17 protein-coding genes are annotated in these 17,112 nt (G+C 64.9%); 14 read left to right on the top strand and 3 right to left on the bottom strand.

Annotated elements, in window-relative coordinates:
* Nucleotides 1–9 precede the first annotated feature (9 nt).
* The 7 genes from AOT83_RS09480 (at nucleotide 10) to AOT83_RS09450 (ending at nucleotide 5,722) form a co-directional block, all read left to right on the top strand.
* Nucleotides 10–1,137 (top strand): NADH:flavin oxidoreductase, encoded by a 1,128-nt coding sequence (locus tag AOT83_RS09480; protein ID WP_057965910.1) that lies wholly within the window; start codon nucleotides 10–12, stop codon nucleotides 1,135–1,137.
* A 43-nt stretch (nucleotides 1,138–1,180) separates the two neighbouring features.
* Complete coding sequence (gene trxA, locus AOT83_RS09475; RefSeq protein ID WP_030093461.1) at nucleotides 1,181–1,534, top strand: thioredoxin; 354 nt, start codon at nucleotides 1,181–1,183, stop codon at nucleotides 1,532–1,534.
* Nucleotides 1,535–1,600: 66 nt separating this feature from the next.
* Complete coding sequence (locus AOT83_RS09470) at nucleotides 1,601–2,410, top strand: enoyl-CoA hydratase (RefSeq protein ID WP_057965909.1); 810 nt, start codon at nucleotides 1,601–1,603, stop codon at nucleotides 2,408–2,410.
* Between the two features lie 37 nt (nucleotides 2,411–2,447).
* A complete protein-coding gene (locus tag AOT83_RS09465; RefSeq protein WP_030093459.1) occupies nucleotides 2,448–4,076 on the top strand; it encodes an ABC-F family ATP-binding cassette domain-containing protein in 1,629 nt (542 codons plus the stop codon).
* 118 nt (nucleotides 4,077–4,194) lie between these two features.
* Nucleotides 4,195–4,377 carry a helix-turn-helix domain-containing protein gene (locus tag AOT83_RS09460; RefSeq protein ID WP_030093458.1) on the top strand — a complete coding sequence of 61 codons (183 nt, stop codon included), beginning with the start codon at nucleotides 4,195–4,197 and terminating at the stop codon, nucleotides 4,375–4,377.
* A 64-nt stretch (nucleotides 4,378–4,441) separates the two neighbouring features.
* Nucleotides 4,442–5,074, top strand: coding sequence for a hypothetical protein (locus tag AOT83_RS09455; RefSeq protein ID WP_057965908.1), 633 nt, complete (start codon nucleotides 4,442–4,444; stop codon nucleotides 5,072–5,074).
* A 78-nt stretch (nucleotides 5,075–5,152) separates the two neighbouring features.
* Nucleotides 5,153–5,722 carry a hypothetical protein gene (locus AOT83_RS09450; protein ID WP_057965907.1) on the top strand — a complete coding sequence of 190 codons (570 nt, stop codon included), beginning with the start codon at nucleotides 5,153–5,155 and terminating at the stop codon, nucleotides 5,720–5,722.
* Here the strand turns inward: AOT83_RS09450 and AOT83_RS09445 are convergent.
* The 3 genes from AOT83_RS09445 to acnA are packed head-to-tail and all read right to left on the bottom strand — an operon-like array spanning nucleotide 5,719 to nucleotide 9,611.
* Entirely contained in the window at nucleotides 5,719–6,249 is a 531-nt protein-coding gene (locus AOT83_RS09445; RefSeq protein WP_057965906.1) for a DinB family protein, read from the bottom strand. The genes AOT83_RS09450 and AOT83_RS09445 overlap by 4 nt on opposite strands.
* Complete coding sequence (locus AOT83_RS09440; RefSeq protein ID WP_030093454.1) at nucleotides 6,233–6,805, bottom strand: TetR/AcrR family transcriptional regulator; 573 nt, start codon at nucleotides 6,803–6,805, stop codon at nucleotides 6,233–6,235. The genes AOT83_RS09445 and AOT83_RS09440 overlap by 17 nt, the downstream gene beginning before the upstream one ends.
* A gap of 16 nt (nucleotides 6,806–6,821) precedes the next feature.
* Nucleotides 6,822–9,611, bottom strand: a complete 2,790-nt coding sequence (gene acnA, locus AOT83_RS09435) for an aconitate hydratase AcnA (protein ID WP_057965905.1) — start codon at nucleotides 9,609–9,611, stop codon at nucleotides 6,822–6,824.
* 269 nt (nucleotides 9,612–9,880) lie between these two features.
* Between acnA and AOT83_RS09430 the strand changes: the two genes are divergently transcribed.
* From AOT83_RS09430 to fabG1, 7 genes are all read left to right on the top strand, one after another.
* Nucleotides 9,881–10,438, top strand: a complete 558-nt coding sequence (locus AOT83_RS09430; protein WP_030093452.1) for a DUF6676 family protein — start codon at nucleotides 9,881–9,883, stop codon at nucleotides 10,436–10,438.
* 316 nt (nucleotides 10,439–10,754) lie between these two features.
* The gene (locus AOT83_RS09425; RefSeq protein WP_057966029.1) at nucleotides 10,755–12,200 is read left to right on the top strand and encodes an NlpC/P60 family protein; all 1,446 of its coding nucleotides are present in this window, start codon (nucleotides 10,755–10,757) and stop codon (nucleotides 12,198–12,200) included.
* A gap of 38 nt (nucleotides 12,201–12,238) precedes the next feature.
* Complete coding sequence (locus tag AOT83_RS09420) at nucleotides 12,239–12,961, top strand: NlpC/P60 family protein (protein ID WP_057966028.1); 723 nt, start codon at nucleotides 12,239–12,241, stop codon at nucleotides 12,959–12,961.
* 181 nt (nucleotides 12,962–13,142) lie between these two features.
* Complete coding sequence (locus AOT83_RS09415; RefSeq protein WP_057965904.1) at nucleotides 13,143–14,291, top strand: MoxR family ATPase; 1,149 nt, start codon at nucleotides 13,143–13,145, stop codon at nucleotides 14,289–14,291.
* Entirely contained in the window at nucleotides 14,288–15,259 is a 972-nt protein-coding gene (locus tag AOT83_RS09410; RefSeq protein WP_030093448.1) for a DUF58 domain-containing protein, read from the top strand. The genes AOT83_RS09415 and AOT83_RS09410 overlap by 4 nt, the downstream gene beginning before the upstream one ends.
* Nucleotides 15,256–16,266 carry a VWA domain-containing protein gene (locus AOT83_RS09405; protein WP_030093447.1) on the top strand — a complete coding sequence of 337 codons (1,011 nt, stop codon included), beginning with the start codon at nucleotides 15,256–15,258 and terminating at the stop codon, nucleotides 16,264–16,266. The genes AOT83_RS09410 and AOT83_RS09405 overlap by 4 nt, the downstream gene beginning before the upstream one ends.
* Before the next feature lie 75 nt (nucleotides 16,267–16,341).
* Nucleotides 16,342–17,088 (top strand): 3-oxoacyl-ACP reductase FabG1, encoded by a 747-nt coding sequence (fabG1, locus tag AOT83_RS09400; RefSeq protein WP_057965903.1) that lies wholly within the window; start codon nucleotides 16,342–16,344, stop codon nucleotides 17,086–17,088.
* Nucleotides 17,089–17,112 lie beyond the last annotated feature (24 nt).

Here is a 17,112-nt window from a genome sequence, read left to right as displayed (position 1 = left end):
TGACACCTCGTGACCGACGTGAGACCAGACGTAGCGCCCCTTTTCGAACCGTTCACCGTGAAATCGCTGACCGCCCCCAATCGGTTCGCGATGGCGCCGATGACACGATCGGCTTCTCCCGGTGGTGTCCCGGGCGAGAACGTGGCGGCGTACTACCGCCGCCGCGCCGCGGGAGGTGTTGGGTTGATCATCACCGAGGGCGTCTTCATTCCCGACGATGCCGCGGGCGGTCAGGCCAGCGTTCCACGCCTGATCGGCGACGACGCACTGGCGGGATGGTCGGCGGTCACCGACGCCGTGCACGGCGAGGGATCGGCGATCGCGGCCCAACTGTGGCACCAGGGTGTCGAGCGCGGCGCCGATCCGGAGTTCAATCCCCAGGTGGAGTCGGTGAGCCCGTCGGGTCTGGCCGGAGATGCTTCCCCGCTGGGCCGAGCGCTGCTGACCGGTGAACTTGCTCCGCTCGCAGAGCAGTACGCGACGGCGGCGCGCAACGCCAAGGCGGCCGGATTCGACGCCGTTGAACTACACGGTGCGCATGGCTACCTGCTCGACCAGTTCCTGTGGGAGCGCACCAACATTCGGGCCGACGGGTATGGCGGATCGATCGTCGATCGAGTGCGATTCCCGGTCGAGGTGGTGCGGGCCGTACGCGCGGCCGTCGGGCCCGATTTCCCTATCCTGTACCGGTTTTCACAGTGGAAGCAGGCTGACTACACAGCCACCCTGGCCGATAGCCCCGCAGAGCTGGAACGTTTGCTCGCGCCACTTGTCGAGGCAGGCGTGGACGTTTTCCACCCGTCCACACGTCGCCACTACGTACCGGCGTTCTCGGATCTGGCGGGGGCCGATGGAGAGCTGAGTCTTGCCGGTTGGACCAAACGTGTCACGGGCTTGCCGGCCATTGCCGTCGGCTCCGTGGGATTGCAGACGGAGTTCAAACCCACCGAGGTCCGGGACATCGAGCCCGCGCCCGTTGAGGCGGTGTTGCGGCAGTTTGCCGACAACGAGTTCGACGTCATCGCCGTGGGCCGCGCGCTGTTGTCGGATCCCGACTGGGTGAACAAGCTGCGCACCGGCCGGCAGGAGGAGTTCGTGGGATTCAACATCGGCAAGGCCCTGGCCGCGCTGTACTGAGGGCCCCTGGAACATCACGCACCCCGGCGACGTTGAGGACAACATGGCAACACGTGACATCACCGCTGACGCGTTCAACGACTTGGTCCACGACAACGACATCGTGCTCGTGGATTTCTGGGCGTCTTGGTGCGGGCCGTGCCGCCAGTTCGGGCCGGTGTTCGAGGCGTCTTCGGAGGAGAACCCCGACGTCGTCCACGCAAAGGTGGACACCGAGGCCGAGCAGGCGCTGGCCGCGGCGGCGAACATCCGGTCGATTCCCACGCTGATGGTGTTCAAGCAGGGCCAGCTGGTGTTCAACCAGGCCGGTGCGCTGCCCCCGGCATCGTTGGCCGACCTGGTGCAGAAGGTCCGCGATCTCGACGTTGAGGCCGCACTGCGCGAACAAGAGGCGTAGCGCGGCCCGCGCGGTACCGCGCGGAAACGATTTGGTGCAACCCGCCGCGGTCGGTTATATGGACGCATGAGTTTCGTGCTGGTCGACCGTCCGCGTCCGGATATTGCCTTGGTCACCCTGAACCGGCCGGAGCGGATGAACGCGATGGCGTTCGATGTGATGCTGCCCTTCAAGCAGACGCTTGTGGACATCAGTCATGACAACGATGTGCGGGCCGTCATCATCACCGGGGCCGGCAAGGGGTTTTGTTCGGGTGCCGATCAGAAATCTGCTGGGCCCATCCCGCATATCGGGGGATTGACCCAGCCGACGATCGCGCTGCGCTCCATGGAGCTCCTTGACGAGGTCATCCTCACGCTGCGCCGGATGCATCAGCCAGTGATCGCGGCCATCAACGGCGCCGCCATCGGCGGTGGCCTGTGCCTGGCGCTGGCCTGTGATGTCCGGGTTGCATCGGAGGCTGCGTACTTCCGGGCTGCCGGTATCAACAACGGGCTGACCGCCAGCGAGCTGGGCCTGAGTTATCTGCTGCCGCGTGCCATCGGCACCTCCCGCGCTTCGGACATCATGTTGACCGGCCGCGACGTCGAGGCCGACGAGGCCGAACGCATCGGTTTGGTATCCCGCAAGGTGGCCTCGGAATCCCTGCTGGAAGAGTGTTACGCGATTGGAGAGCGCATCGCCGGGTTCTCCCGTCCAGGGATCGAATTGACCAAGCGCACCATTTGGAGTGGGCTGGACGCCGCTAGCCTGGAAAGTCACATGCACCAAGAGGGCCTGGGCCAGCTGTACGTCCGGCTGCTCACCGACAACTTCGAAGAAGCCACCGCCGCCCGCAAGGAGCAGCGTAAAGCGGCCTTTAGAGACAAGCGCTGACAGCGCGAGACGCTACACAGCATTCAAGGAGTAAGTAGTGATTACCGCGACGGACCTCGAGGTCCGCGCCGGCGCCCGCACGCTCGTCTACGCGCCGGGCCCCGCGTTACGCATCCAGCCCGGCGACCGCATCGGGCTGGTGGGCCGTAACGGGGCGGGCAAGACCACCTCGATGAGAATTTTGGCCGGCGAGGGTGAACCGTATGCCGGCTCGGTATCCCGTATCGGTGAAATCGGTTATCTGCCACAGGATCCCAAGGAAGGTAACTTGGATTTGCTGGCACGTGATCGGGTGCTTTCGGCGCGTGGCCTGGACACCATCATCAGCGATATGGAGAAGCAGCAGACGCTTATGGCCGAGCTGGCCGATGAGGCTCAGCGCGATAAGGCGGTTCGTCGCTACGGGCAGCTGGAGGAGCGCTTCTCCTCGCTGGGTGGGTATGTCGCCGAGAGTGAGGCGGCGCGTATCTGCTCGAGCCTCGGTTTGCCTGAACGGGTGCTGATCCAGCCGCTGCGCACCCTTTCGGGCGGTCAGCGGCGCCGTGTGGAGTTGGCCCGGATTCTGTTCGGAGCGGCCGAGGGTGGCGCTGGATCGAACATGACGTTGCTGCTCGACGAGCCGACCAACCACCTCGATGCGGACTCGATCGGCTGGTTGCGCGGCTTCCTGCAAAACCACGAAGGCGGGCTCGTGGTCATCAGTCACAACGTCGAGCTGCTGGCCGATGTGGTGAACAAGGTGTGGTTCCTGGACGCGGTCCGTGGCGAGGTCGACGTCTACAACATGGGTTGGCAGAAGTACCTGGACGCACGGTCGCTGGATGAACAACGGCGCCGGCGCGAGCGGGCCAATGCCGAGAAGAAGGCCTCGGCCCTGCGCACCCAGGCGGCCAAGATGGGCGCCAAGGCAACCAAAGCCGTTGCCGCACAGAACATGTTGCGCCGAGCCGAGAAGATGTTGTCCGGGCTCGACGAGGAGCGGGTGGCCGACAAGGTGGCCCGCATCAAGTTCCCGACGCCCGCCGCATGTGGCCGGGTGCCGCTGGTGGCCAAGGGACTGACCAAGAACTACGGATCTTTGGAGATCTTCACCGGGGTGGACCTTGCCATCGATCGCGGCTCGCGGGTTGTGGTTCTCGGACTCAACGGTGCGGGGAAGACGACGTTGTTGCGGCTGCTCGCGGGCGCCGAAACCGCCGACGCCGGCGCGCTGGAGCCCGGCCACGGCCTCAAGCTCGGATACTTCGCACAGGAGCACGACACCCTGGACGATCACGCGACGGTGTGGGAGAACATCCGCCACGCCGCTCCGGATACCGGGGAGCAGGAGCTGCGCGGGATCCTGGGTGCCTTCATGTTCAACGGCCCACAGTTGGAGCAGCCGGCGGGGACGTTGTCCGGCGGTGAGAAGACCCGCCTGGCCCTGGCCGGTCTGGTCGCCTCGACCGCGAATGTGTTGCTGCTCGATGAGCCGACCAACAACCTGGATCCTGCATCCCGTGAACAGGTTCTAGACGCGCTGCGCAGTTACCTCGGCGCGGTCGTTCTTGTCACCCACGACCCGGGGGCCGCCGAGGCGCTAAATCCGCAACGTGTCGTGTTGTTGCCGGACGGCACCGAAGACTACTGGTCCGACGAGTACCGGGACCTCATCGAGCTGGCCTGACCATCCTCGTTCGCCCTAGGCGTCTCATACACACGCGTGATCACATTTGCGCTATGGTGCAACCGGGTCGAGCCGCAGCCCACAGGGGCCGCGGCATGGAGTCGGGAGAGAGGTCGCGATGGCCAAAACGCGCGACGAGGAACGCGTCGAGCTGAAGGCGGCATACGAGCAGGGTGCGAGTATCCGCACACTTGCTGCGGATGCCGGCCGATCGTATGGGTACGTGCATCGTGCCCTCGTGGAATCGGGTGTGGCGCTGCGCGGGCGCGGCGGCCCGAATCGGCGCGGCCGCAAGGTTTAACTGGCGTCCGACACGCAGTGTGCCCGTTGAGCTTTCGGGCGACAATTGTTGCTACCGTTATGCGATGCGAGGACATGGCGGTATCCGGAAAATCGGCGTGCTGGCGCTGGCGGCATTGACGGCATCCGGTTGCGCCGGTCAGGTGCGCCAGGTGGACGAGGCGGTGTCGCCCGTGGCCACCACGACGGCGTTGCCGCAAACGTCGACACCCGCCCCGGAGACCTTCCGTGTCACGGCGTGCGAGACGGTCAGCGGTGGCGGCGGCAAGAACGTCGCCACCCAGCTGCGGGATGTGCGGGTGGGCAAGCAGGACGACTACGACAGGGTCACCTTCGAATTCGGGCCGGACGCCAAGAGCAAGGTGGCGCTGGACAAGCTGGTGGTTCCCAGGTACACGGTGGACAGCCCCACCAGCGTGTCCGCGGGCCCCAAGGGAGACAACGTCATCGTTGCCGGATCCGCCCTGCTCGGTGTGCTCTTCGACGGCGCGTCCGCGCATGAGACCGATAAGCCCATCCGGTCTTATCCGGGGCCGAGTGAGATCAAGCCGAAGGACTTCCCGATCCTGGCAGAAGCCGAGCAAGGCGAGGACTTCGAGGGGAAGGTGCGGTGGGCGCTGGGCCTGAACAAACAGCGCTGCCCTCAGGTGAGCACGCTGACAAATCCGCCTCGTCTCGTGGTCGATCTGCCGCACTAGCGGAGTTGTGACCGGGCACCACCGCCTGCGCCACGGTTAGCAACCCAGGACAATCCCCGCCCGAACGCCAGCGGTTCGGTGCGTGAGGCCGTACATTCGCTAACCATGTATCGATACCTGGTACCGCCTGTACTAGTAGTCGGCTCGCTCGTGGGTGTCCCGCAGGCGACAGCCGCACCGGAGTGCCCGACGTTGACCGATGGTGGCGCCGAGAACTACGCCAACGTCCTGCACGATGTGCGCATCGAAACCCTCGATGACCTCGACAGGGTGACGTTCAGCTTCGGGCCCGACAAGCTGGCGCCGCCGACCGGGCCCGTCACCTACTGGCAGGCACCACCGTTCTCGGTAACCCCGGTGAGCGGCGGATACGCGGTGGCATTTCGGGGCGCCGCGGCACACGACACCGTGCTGGGAACGTGGGACCGCCCCGAGAACCAGCAGGTGAAGTCCTTTCCGCAGCCGAAGGATCTCGGCGCGCCCGCGGGCGCCCCGGTGGTTCGATCAGCTCGACTGCTGCAGGACCCTGACATCTTCAAAGACAAGAACGGCGTGATGGCGTGGAAGGTCGCTGCGCAGGCTTCGAAATGTCCGGTGGTGTACATCGCGGACACGCCCGCGCGCGCCGTCATCGACTTCCCGCACTAGTCCGCCGGCAGGCGGGAAACATCGTGCAGGTGATGCACCGGGTCGTGCACGAAATACAGACCCAGTGTCTCGACGGTGAAAACTGAACCGTTGCTTCGCCTTCCGCGACGGCTTAGCGAGCCTGCGGGCACCCCGGCGAAGGCGGCGGCGATGGCTTCGCCCGCGGTGGCCAGCTCCCGCGCCACCGTCTGCGGGTCCTGTTCGGCGTACCTGTCTTCGATGGCGGTCTTGTCCTGGTCCCAGTTCTCGAACAGCGGATCCTCTTCGCCGAGCATCAGCTGCAACCGGGTCAGGAAGATGCGGAACACGTCCCGGACGTGGGCGCCGTACTCCAGCGGCGACCAGGTCTGCTCATCGGGACGTTGGCGCACCTCTGGCCGGGACAAAACCGGCTGCCACGCCGCCAGGTTGCCCCGCACGATATCGGGTATCTGGGTGAAAGATATTGTGGCGGGATCAAATCCACACTCCGTGCAGCGGTTATCCAGGACCCAGGTCCAGTCCTTGATATCAGGAGTGATCGGCACGGCGCACCGAGTCCTCGACGAGATCCAGGACGCGGCTGAGGCTTTCGGTGGACTCTCCGGCGGCCAGGCGGGCCACCAGGCCATCGAGCACCAGATCCAGATACCCCAGGATCACCTCACTGGGCACGTCCTCACGCAACCGGCCGGCCTTCTTCTGGCGTTGCAGCCGTGCCAGTGTGGCGGTGTTGAGTTCTTCTGATCGCTGGTTCCAGCCCCGCCGGAATTCGGGGTCGTTGCGCAGCTTGCGGGCGATCTCCAAACGCGTGGCCAACCAATCGAACTGATTGGGGTCGGCCAGCATGTCGCGCATCACCTGCACCAGACCCTCGCGGCTGGCGACATTCGCCATCCGTTCGGCGTCTTCGCGGGCCAGCGCGAAGAACAGCGTGTCCTTGTCGCGGAAATGGTGGAATATCGCCCCCCGCGACATGCCAATGGTGTGTTCGAGGCGGCGCACGGTGGCGCCGTCGTACCCGTACTCGGCAAAACAGCGCCGCGCGCCATCAAGGATCTGGCGGCGACGAGCCGCGAGGTGATCCTCGCTAACGCGCGGCACTGTTGTTCAGCCGTTTCTAGCCGGCCAGCATGTTCCGCAGCACGTACTGCAGGATGCCGCCGTTGCGGTAGTAGTCGGCCTCACCGGGGGTGTCGATCCGGACTACCGCATCAAACTCGACCTTGGAGCCATCGCCCTTGGTTGCGGTCACGTGCACGGTCTTCGGTGTCGAGCCCTCGTTGAGCTTCTCGATACCGCTGATGTCGTACGTCTCGGTGCCGTCGAGCTTGAGCGAGGCCGCCGATTCCCCGGCCGGGAACTGCAGCGGAATCACGCCCATACCAATCAGATTCGACCGGTGGATGCGCTCGAACGACTCGGTGATCACAGCCTTGACGCCCAGCAGGCGGGTGCCCTTGGCGGCCCAGTCGCGCGAGGAACCGGAGCCGTACTCCTTGCCGCCCAGCACCACCAGCGGGATGCCCGCCTTCTGGTAGTTCACCGAGGCGTCATAGATGAACGACTGCGGGCCGCCCTCCAGGGTGAAGTCGCGGGTGTAGCCGCCGGACACGTCGTCCAGGAGCTGGTTACGCAGGCGGATGTTCGCGAACGTGCCGCGCACCATCACCTCGTGGTTACCGCGTCGCGAACCCAGCGAGTTGTAGTCCTTGCGGTCTACACCGTGCTCGTCGAGGTACTGCGCTGCCGGGGTGCCCGACTTGATCGAACCGGCCGGTGAGATGTGGTCGGTGGTCACCGAGTCGCCGAGCAGGGCCAGCACCCGCGCACCCTTGATATCGGTGACCGGCGTGGGCTCCAGCGGCATCCCGTCGAAATAGGGCGCCTTGCGCACGTAGGTGGACGTGTCGACCCACTCGAAGGTGTTGCCCTCAGGGGTGGGCAGACCGCGCCAGCGCTCGTCACCCTTGAAGACATCGGCGTAGGAGTTGGTGAACATCTCGCGGTTGATCGACGAGGCGATGGTCTCCTCGATCTCGGAGGCGCTGGGCCAGATGTCCTTCAGGTAGACGTCGTTGCCGTCGTGGTCCTGTCCCAGCGGGTCGGTGTCGAAGTCGAAGTCCATGGTGCCCGCGATGCCGTAGGCGATGACCAGTGGCGGGGAGGCCAGGTAGTTCATCTTGACGTCGGGGGAGATGCGGCCTTCGAAGTTGCGGTTGCCCGAAAGCACGGCGGTGACCGACAGATCGTTGTCGTTGATGGCCTTGGAAATCTCGTCGGGCAGCGGGCCGGTGTTACCGATGCACGTGGTGCAGCCGTAGCCGCCCAGGTAGTAACCGAGCTTCTCCAGGTAGGGCCACACGCCCGCCTTGTTGTAGTAATCGGTGACGACCTGCGAACCCGGTGCCATGTTGGTCTTGACCCACGGCTTGGTGGTCAGGCCCTTCTCGACGGCCTTCTTGGCCAGCAGCGCAGCGCCCAGCATGACCGAGGGGTTGGAGGTGTTGGTGCACGAGGTGATGCCCGCGACCACAACCGCGCCGTGGTCCAGGACGAAGTTGCCGCGCTCGGCGGACTTCACGGTGACCGGCTTGGTGGGCCGGCCCTCGGCGCCGTTCGCGGCCGACGGCACGACGGCATCGTCTTCGGCGAAGGACAGCACCGCGGCATCGCTTGCCGGGAACGACTCTTCAACGGCCTCATCGAGGTTCGTGTGAGGAGCGGGGTGGTTCTCTTCGACGTAGTTGTGGATGTCCTTGCGGAACGCGTTCTTCGCGTCGGACAGCTCGATGCGGTCCTGCGGGCGCTTGGGCCCGGAGATGGAGGGCACCACGGTGGCGAGGTCGAGTTCCAGGTACTCCGAGAAGGCCGGCTCGTGGTCGGCGTCGTGCCACATGCCTTGTTCCTTGGCGTACGCCTCGACCAGCGCGAGCTGCTGGTCATCGCGGCCGGTCAGGCGCAGGTAGTTGATGGTCTCCTCATCGATCGGGAAGATCGCTGCGGTAGAACCGAATTCGGGGCTCATGTTGCCCAGGGTGGCGCGGTTGGCCAGCGGCACCTCGGCCACACCCTTGCCGTAGAACTCGACGAACTTGCCCACCACACCGTGCTTGCGCAGCATGTCGGTGACGGTCAGCACCACGTCGGTGGCGGTGACGCCCGGCTGGATCTCACCGGTTAGCTTGAAGCCGACGACCCGGGGGATGAGCATCGAGACCGGCTGGCCGAGCATCGCGGCTTCGGCCTCGATACCACCGACACCCCAGCCGAGGACGCCGAGGCCGTTGACCATGGTGGTGTGCGAGTCGGTACCCACACAGGTGTCCGGGTAGGCCTGGCCGTTACGGGTGAAGATGGTGCGGGCCAGGTACTCGATGTTGACCTGGTGCACGATGCCGGTGCCCGGGGGGACAACCTTGAAATCGTCGAAAGCGCCTTGGCCCCAACGCAAGAACTGGTAACGCTCGGCATTGCGCTCGTACTCGAGTTCGACGTTGCGCTCGAAGGCGTCGGCGGTGCCGAAGACGTCCAGGATCACGGAGTGGTCAATGACCATCTCGGCGGGGGAGAGCGGGTTCACCTTGTCGGGATCGCCGCCCAGTGCCGCCACCGCTTCACGCATGGTGGCCAGGTCGACCACGCAGGGCACGCCGGTGAAGTCCTGCATGACCACGCGTGCCGGGGTGAACTGGATCTCGACGCTCGGCTCGGCCGAGGGATCCCAGTTGGCCAGCGCCAGCACGTGTTCCTTGGTGATGTTCGCGCCGTCTTCGGTGCGTAACAGGTTCTCCGCCAACACCTTCAGGCTGTAGGGCAGTTTCTCGGTACCGGGCACGGCATTGAGGCGGAAGATCTCGTATGACTCATCGCCAACCTGCAGAGTGCCGCGCGCGCCGAAGGAATTCACCGATTCATTGCTAGTCACATCAGCTCCAGAGCTCGAAGGTCACCCGCCGGCGGGCTGTGCCAGGCGGGGTTCCGGAGGCGCCACCGCAGATGGCTGCCTTCCATCGATAGTCTAACAGTACGCTTGTCCCGTAATAAGGGGGATGCCCAAATTTCACCCGCCATTCCCGTCGTGGCATCGGTCACTGTCGGCCAGGGTGTCGTTATGCACGCGAAATGCTGCGGGTCTACCTGCGCAACACCGCGCCCGGTGCGGGTTAGATTGATCGCGTGACGCCGCAGCACTTGCCCACCTTCATCCCCGCCGAGCTGTGCCAGGCGGTGGGCGTCTCGGTCCAGACCGCGGGCACCGATCCGCTCGGCTGGTCGGTCAAGTGCCTGGAGATGGCGCGCGCGGATGTCAACGAGGACGGAGTCGCCGCCCCGTCGGCGGATGTCGCCGGATTAAAGGATGTCATCGCGAAGGCGCACGCCAAGAACATCGACCTGAAGGTCGTGGCGCTTCCCAACAATCCCTGGATCGATACACCGTTGCGCGATATCGCCACCGAGATCGGCAAGGACCACCCGGACTCGACGGTCCTGGTCATCAGTCCGTCCTACGCCGGTACCTACAGCGCCACGTTCGACAGGGTGACGCTGGAGGCCGGGCAGGACGTCGCCAAGACGGGCAACGCCGTGCTCTCTGCGAACAACTTCGTGAACGAGATCGGGCGAGAGCACTTCTCATGGACGGCGCTGACCATTGCGCTTGTCCTGCTCGTCGCGGCGGTGTGCGCCGGAATTACGCTCGTGCGCGGCCGATTCGCGAACGACTCGGTTAAGTAACGATTTGCAAACCATTCGCGCAGCCTGTTTTTTCATGAAATAGCCGCGCGCAGTATGGAACCGGGATGATCTGCCGGTATTCAATTCGGGGCAATTAACCGTCAGAAGACGTGTCGCCAATTCCCTGTCAGGGCCCAATTAATTACAACTTTGTAATTTGTGACTAAAGTTTCATTAGTTGCAAAAGTGACGTACGGTGCAAGTGGCGCCAAAGTGGTTAGTGCGTCTTATGTGACAACTGGGAGCGTGTCGGGGAAGGGCCGCTATGACAGAGAAGGCTCGCCGCACGCCGAAGATCGAGGAGACGGCAGACCGCATGAAACGGACAGTCCCGCAGCATTTCGCGGACCGTTTCGCGGTCCGTGGCAAACGAACCGTAGTGACCGCGCTGATGGTGCCGCCGCTGATGACCGCCAGTCTGATGATGTGGCCCACCACGCTGCCCGTAACCTCCGCCGAGCCGAACGACATGGCCTCGCTGATCACCCAGCTGGCCGATACCAATCAGCAGATCGAACAGCTGACCGCCGACGTGCAGACCCAGCAGGAATCCATCAACAAGGGTCTGGTCGATCTGCAAGACGCGCGCGATAACGCCGCCGCGGCCGGTCAGGCGGTTGAAGAAGGCCAGCGCGCGGTCGACGCCGCCAATGGCGCCATCGCCGAGGCGCAGGGCAAGTTCGACCGGATGGCCGTGGCCACCTATATGGCAGGGCCGTCTGGCTCATACCTGACGGCGACCAATCCCGACGATGTGGTGCGCCTTGCTTCGGTGACCAAGAGCGTGGAATCGAGCTCGCAAACCGTCATGGACAACCTGCGCCGGGCACGTACCGAGCAGGTGAACAAGCAGTCACAGGCACGGGCCATTCAGGAGAAGGCCGACCAGGCGACGGCGGATGCGCAGAAGCAGCAGGACGATCTGGTGGCTGCGATGCACGACGTGCAGAAGAAGCTGGAATCCCAGCGCGGCATAGCCTCGGAACTGGCGGCAAAGAAGAAGAGCGCCGAGGCGCAGCTGGCCGCCGCCCGTGGGCCGGAGTTTTCCGCATCGGCCGCAAGTGCGCGGGTGATCAATCCGAGCGCTGCCATCGCAGGAAACGGGAACGAATGGACCGAGGGGCCGGCTCCCGCTGCCGCGGGTGGTGGCGAATGGGATACCACGCTGCCGATGATCGCCAGCGCCAACGTGCCTACCGATCCGACGCAGACCATCAACATGGTGCTGGGCATCGGCAACACCGCCGCCAATGTCGGCCAGTCCGCGGTATGCGGTGTGATCGGCATGTTCTGCCCCAAGGCTGCCCCGGCGGCCGCCGCCTCCAGTGAAGGCGGCGAGTACATCCCCAAGGTCTACGGCCGGGAAAACGTGGAACGGGTGATTGCCCGTGCGGGCAGCGCGATGGGCACGCCGTACTCATGGGGCGGCGGTTCGTACAACGGCCCGACCCGCGGAATCGATTCCGGCGCAGGAACTGTCGGTTACGACTGCTCCGGACTGATGATGTACGGATTTGCCGCGGTCGGCATCAGGCTCAGGCACTACACCGGGTATCAGTACAACTCCGGACGCAAGGTGCCCAGTGCGCAGATGAAGCGCGGCGACATGATTTTCTACGGCCCCAACGCAAGTCAGCACGTGGCCCTCTACCTCGGCAACGGTCAGATGCTCGAGGCGCCGAACACCGGCGACGTGGTCAAGGTGTCGCCGGTGCGGACCAGTGGCATGACGCCCTTTGTAACCCGACTGATTGAGTGGTGAAATCGGTGAACGCAGCGAGAACGACGAAATTGCTCAAGGTGCAGGGCCTCTTTGTATTACGTGCCGCCCTCGCTGTCGGGATCGCTATCGCACTGGTGCTGTTCATGGGTGTGCCGCGTGCCACCGCCGATGACAATCCACTTGGGCCGAATGTCGGTACCGCCTTCCTCAACGCTCTGGGGTTGAACCCGTCGGGCGGCGACTGGGACAACACCCTGCCCTTCGCCGGGCCGAGCCAGGGTGCGGACCCGGCGAAGATCATGAACGGGGTCATGGGGGTCGGACAGACCGCATTGGGCGCATTGGGCATCGGTGGCAATCGCGCATCCGCGGGCGCAGGACGTCCGCTCGTGTACGGCCGGCAGGCGGTGGAAGCAGTGATCCAGCGCGGCGGCACCCAGCTGGGTGTTCCGTACTCGTGGGGTGGCGGCACCGTCCGAGGCCCCAGCGGCGGCGTCGACTACGACGCGGGCAAGGTGGGCTTCGACTGCTCGGGCTTCACCATGTTTTCCTACGCGGCGGCCGGCGTGAAGCTTCCCAAGTACTCCGGTGACCAGTACAACGCGGGCCAGAAGATTCCCGTATCGCAGGCCAAGCGTGGGGATCTGCTCTTCTACGGACCGGGTGGTTCCCAGCACGTGGTGATCTACCTGGGTAACGGTCAGATGCTGGAAGCCAGCGGCAGCGCCGAAAAGGTGACGGTGTCGCCGGTCCGCACGGGCGGGATGACTCCCTACGCCGTTCGTATCATTGCCTGGTAGCTCTTCTGATCTCTCAGGTGAGCTAGAACGGCGCGCCAGCGAACGGGTACGTGGACCAAATCCCGGGATGCTGGAATAGTGGACCGGAGGCGCCGCCCAGGGTTGGGTGCCGCCCGCAGGGACATGGCTACCAAGAAGCCACCGAAGTAGCACGGAATCGTCAGGCAGAGCCGGAGGGAAGTTGATGTCATCACCAGGGTCACCAGGGGGAGGTGCCGGTTACTCCGGCGGAAGCGCCGGCCTCGCGCCGCACGCCCCGCAGGGTGCGACATCACCGGCCCTGGCCGCCGAGGTGCAGAACCTCGAGCGCGCCATCTTTGAGGTCAAGCGCGTCATCGTGGGTCAGGACAGGCTCGTCGAGCGAATTCTGGTCGGTCTGCTCGCCAAGGGGCACGTGTTGCTCGAAGGTGTGCCCGGTGTTGCCAAGACGCTGGCGGTCGAGACTTTCGCCAAGGTGGTGGGCGGGTCGTTCTCCCGTGTCCAGTTCACCCCGGACCTGGTGCCTACCGACATCATCGGTACCCGCATCTACCGCCAGGGCAAGGAAGAGTTCGACACCGAGCTCGGCCCGGTGGTGGCCAACTTCCTGCTGGCCGACGAGATCAACCGCGCGCCCGCCAAGGTGCAGTCGGCCTTGCTCGAGGTCATGGCTGAGCGGCACGTCTCGATCGGTGGCAAGACCTACCCGATGCCCAAGCCGTTCCTGGTGATGGCCACACAGAACCCGATCGAGAACGAGGGCGTGTATCCGCTTCCGGAAGCACAGCGCGACCGCTTCCTCTTCAAGATCAACGTCGACTACCCGACTGTCGAAGAAGAGCGCGAGATCATCTACCGGATGGGTGTCACGCCGCCGGAGCCCAAGCAGATCCTGTCCGCGGAGGCACTGCTGCGCCTTCAGGATCTGGCCGCCAACAACTTCGTGCACCACGCCCTGGTCGACTACGTGGTTCGGGTTATCTCGGCCACCCGCAACCCGGCGCAGTTCGGGCTGGGCGATGTCGCCAACTGGATCTCCTACGGCGCCAGCCCCCGTGCGTCGCTGGGCATCATCGCGTCGGCCCGTGCGCTGGCACTGGTTCGTGGACGCGATTACGTGATCCCGCAGGACGTCATCGAGGTCATCCCGGATGTGCTGCGTCACCGCCTGGTGATGAGCTACGACGCACTCGCCGACGAGGTTTCCGCCGACACCGCCATCAACCGGATTCTGCAGACGGTGGGCCTGCCGCAGGTGAATGCCGTGCCGCAGCAAGGGCATTCGGTGCCGCCGGCGATGGTCGGGACGAACGGCCCGGCCCCGGCAGCCCATAACGCCGCGCCCAGGTGAGCACACCCAGCCCGGGCAGCGCCCGGCCGGTAGACATCCCGTCCCTGCGTCGGGGTGAGATCCGTGATCCGCAGCTCTCGGCAGCGCTGCGGACCTTGGAACTGAAGATCCGCCGCAAGCTTGACGGGGTGCTGCACGGCAACCACCTCGGGCTGATTCCCGGTCCCGGATCGGAGCCGGGGGAGTCCAGGCTCTATCAGCCCGGTGACGACGTGCGCCGGATGGATTGGTCGGTGACCGCGCGAACCACGAGCCCGCACGTACGCCAGATGATCGCGGACCGCGAGCTGGAGACCTGGCTGGTGGTCGACATGTCGGCAAGCCTGGATTTCGGGACGACCAACTGTGAGAAGCGCGATCTCGCGGTCGCGGCAGCGGCCGCCATCATCTTCCTGAATAGCGGTGGCGGAAACCGGCTGGGCGCGCTGATCGCCAACGGGGACAAGATCGTTCGGCTACCGGCGCGGTCCGGACGTGCCCACGAGCAGGACATCCTGCGCAGCATCGCCACCATGCCGAAGGCGCCACAGGGTGTCCGCGGCGATCTGTCACTGGCGATCGACGCACTGCGGCGCCCGGAGCGCCGACGCGGCATGGCGGTCGTCATCAGCGACTTCCTTGGCCCCATCAACTGGATGCGGCCGCTGCGCGCCATCGGGGCCCGGCACGAGGTGTTGGGCATCGAGGTGCTGGACCCGCGCGACATGGAACTTCCGGATGTCGGTGAGGTGCTCCTGCAGGACGCCGAGACCGGCATCACCAAGGAGTATCGGATCGACGAGAACCTGCGCCGGGATTTCGCTCAGGCGGCGGCAAGGCATCATGAAGAGGTGGCACGCACATTGCGTCGTTGCGGTGCACCGCTTTTGAGTCTGCGGACCGACCGTGACTGGATCAACGACATCGTGAGATTCGTCTCTCAACAGCGCCGCGGTGCGGTCGCCGGGACAGGAGCGGGGGCTCGATGAGTGATCTGCCGTTCTTCGGGCCGATGACTCTCACGGGCTTTACCCACCCGTGGTTCTTCCTGGTCCTGCTGCTGGTGGCCGCGCTGGTCGGCTTGTATGTGTTTGCGCAGTATCTGCGCGAGAAGCGGGTGCTGCGATTCGCCAACACCGAGCTGCTGGATTCGGTCGCCCCGAAACGTCCGCGCGCCTGGCGGCACGCGGCCACCGCGCTGCTGGTGGTGGGTCTGATGGTGCTGACTATCGCACTGGCCGGGCCCAGCCATGACGTGCGGATTCCCCGGAACCGCGCCGTGGTGATGCTTGTCATCGATGTCTCGCGGTCCATGGAATCGACCGACGTCGCCCCCAACCGTCTGGGTGCCGCGAAGGAAGCCGGTAAGGAGTTCGCCCGCAACCTGACCCCGGGTATCAACCTAGGTCTGATTGCGTACGCGGGCACCGCGACGGTGCTGGTCTCGCCGACCACGAACCGCGACGCGACCGTAAACGCCTTGGACAACCTGCAGCTCGCGGATCGGACGGCCACGGGTGAGGGCATCTTCACGGCGCTGCAGGCCATCGCGACAGTGGGCGCGGTCATCGGCGGCGGCGACAAGCCACCGCCCGCGCGCATCGTGTTGATGTCCGACGGTAAGGAAACAGTGCCGTCGAACCCGGATAACCCCAAGGGTGCCTACACGGCGGCCCGCACCGCCAAGGATCAGCAGGTACCGATTTCGACGATCGCGTTCGGCACCAAGGACGGGTACGTCGAGATCAACGGGCAGCGCCAGAACGTGCCGTACGCCCCCGACATGATGGAGAAGGTGGCCAAGTTGTCGGGTGGAGAGACCTATACGGCCTCCACGCTCGGTCAGCTCAAGGAGGTGTACGCCAACCTGCAGCAGCAGATCGGGTACGAGACCATCCGCGGCGACGCCAGTGTCGGATGGTTGCGTCTGGGTGCTCTGCTGGTGCTCGCGGCGGCCTTCGTTGGCCTGGTGATCAACCGGCGTCTGCCCAACTGAGTCGGCCGTCCGCGCGGCGGCTCGTTTGGGCCAGTCGTTTAGGAAGAAGTCTAAGAAGACGATAAGTTGGGTCTCATGTCTGATGCTCTCGACGCTAGCGTCGCCCGTCCCGACTTTGTCTCTCGTTCTGTGCTGGTTACCGGTGGTAACCGGGGTATCGGACTTGCGATCGCGCAACGTCTTGCCGCTGACGGGCACAAGGTGGCGGTGACCCATCGTGGATCCGGGGTGCCGGAGGGCTTGTTCGGGGTGGAGTGCGATGTCACCGACAACGATGCCGTCGACCGGGCTTTCAAAGAGGTCGAGGAGCACCAGGGACCTGTCGAGGTGCTGGTATCCAACGCGGGCATTGCGCAGGACGCATTCTTGATGCGCATGACCGAGGAGAAGTTCGAGAAGGTCATCAACGCGAACCTGACCGGAGCATTCCGGGTGGCCCAGCGGGCGTCGCGCACGATGCAGCGCAAGCGCTTCGGCCGGATGATCTTCATCGGTTCGGTTTCCGGCACGTGGGGAATCGGTAACCAGGCCAACTACGCGGCCTCCAAGGCCGGTGTCATCGGCTTGGCGCGCTCGATCGCTCGGGAGCTCTCCAAGGCGGGTGTCACCGCCAACGTGGTCGCCCCTGGTTTTATCGACACCGAGATGACGCGCGCGCTCGACGAAAGGGTCCAGGAGGGCGCACTGGAATTCATCCCGGCGAAGCGAGTGGGCACTGCCGCTGAGGTCGCCGGGGTGGTCAGCTTCCTGGCGTCCGAGGATGCCAGTTACATCTCCGGTGCAGTCATCCCGGTTGATGGCGGCATGGGCATGGGCCATTAGAAGGACGTTTCGGACATCGATCAG

The sequence above is a fragment of the Mycobacteroides sp. H001 genome (assembly GCF_001440005.1).
In the GTDB taxonomy this organism is placed as follows: domain Bacteria; phylum Actinomycetota; class Actinomycetes; order Mycobacteriales; family Mycobacteriaceae; genus Mycobacterium; species Mycobacterium gwanakae.
The sequence above is the reverse complement of the archived record's forward strand: the minus strand, read 5'-3'. Positions and strand labels throughout refer to the sequence as shown.

Bases quoted from the DNA above. Each gene is read 5' to 3' on its own strand.
- trxA (WP_030093461.1), top strand. From the start codon at position 1,181: ATGGCAACACGTGACATCACCGCTGACGCGTTCAACGACTTGGTCCAC.
- AOT83_RS09470 (WP_057965909.1), top strand. From the start codon at position 1,601: ATGAGTTTCGTGCTGGTCGACCGTCCGCGTCCGGATATTGCCTTGGTC.
- AOT83_RS09460 (WP_030093458.1), top strand. From the start codon at position 4,195: ATGGCCAAAACGCGCGACGAGGAACGCGTCGAGCTGAAGGCGGCATAC.
- AOT83_RS09455 (WP_057965908.1), top strand. From the start codon at position 4,442: ATGCGAGGACATGGCGGTATCCGGAAAATCGGCGTGCTGGCGCTGGCG.
- AOT83_RS09425 (WP_057966029.1), top strand. From the start codon at position 10,755: ATGAAACGGACAGTCCCGCAGCATTTCGCGGACCGTTTCGCGGTCCGT.
- AOT83_RS09405 (WP_030093447.1), top strand. From the start codon at position 15,256: ATGAGTGATCTGCCGTTCTTCGGGCCGATGACTCTCACGGGCTTTACC.
- fabG1 (WP_057965903.1), top strand. From the start codon at position 16,342: ATGTCTGATGCTCTCGACGCTAGCGTCGCCCGTCCCGACTTTGTCTCT.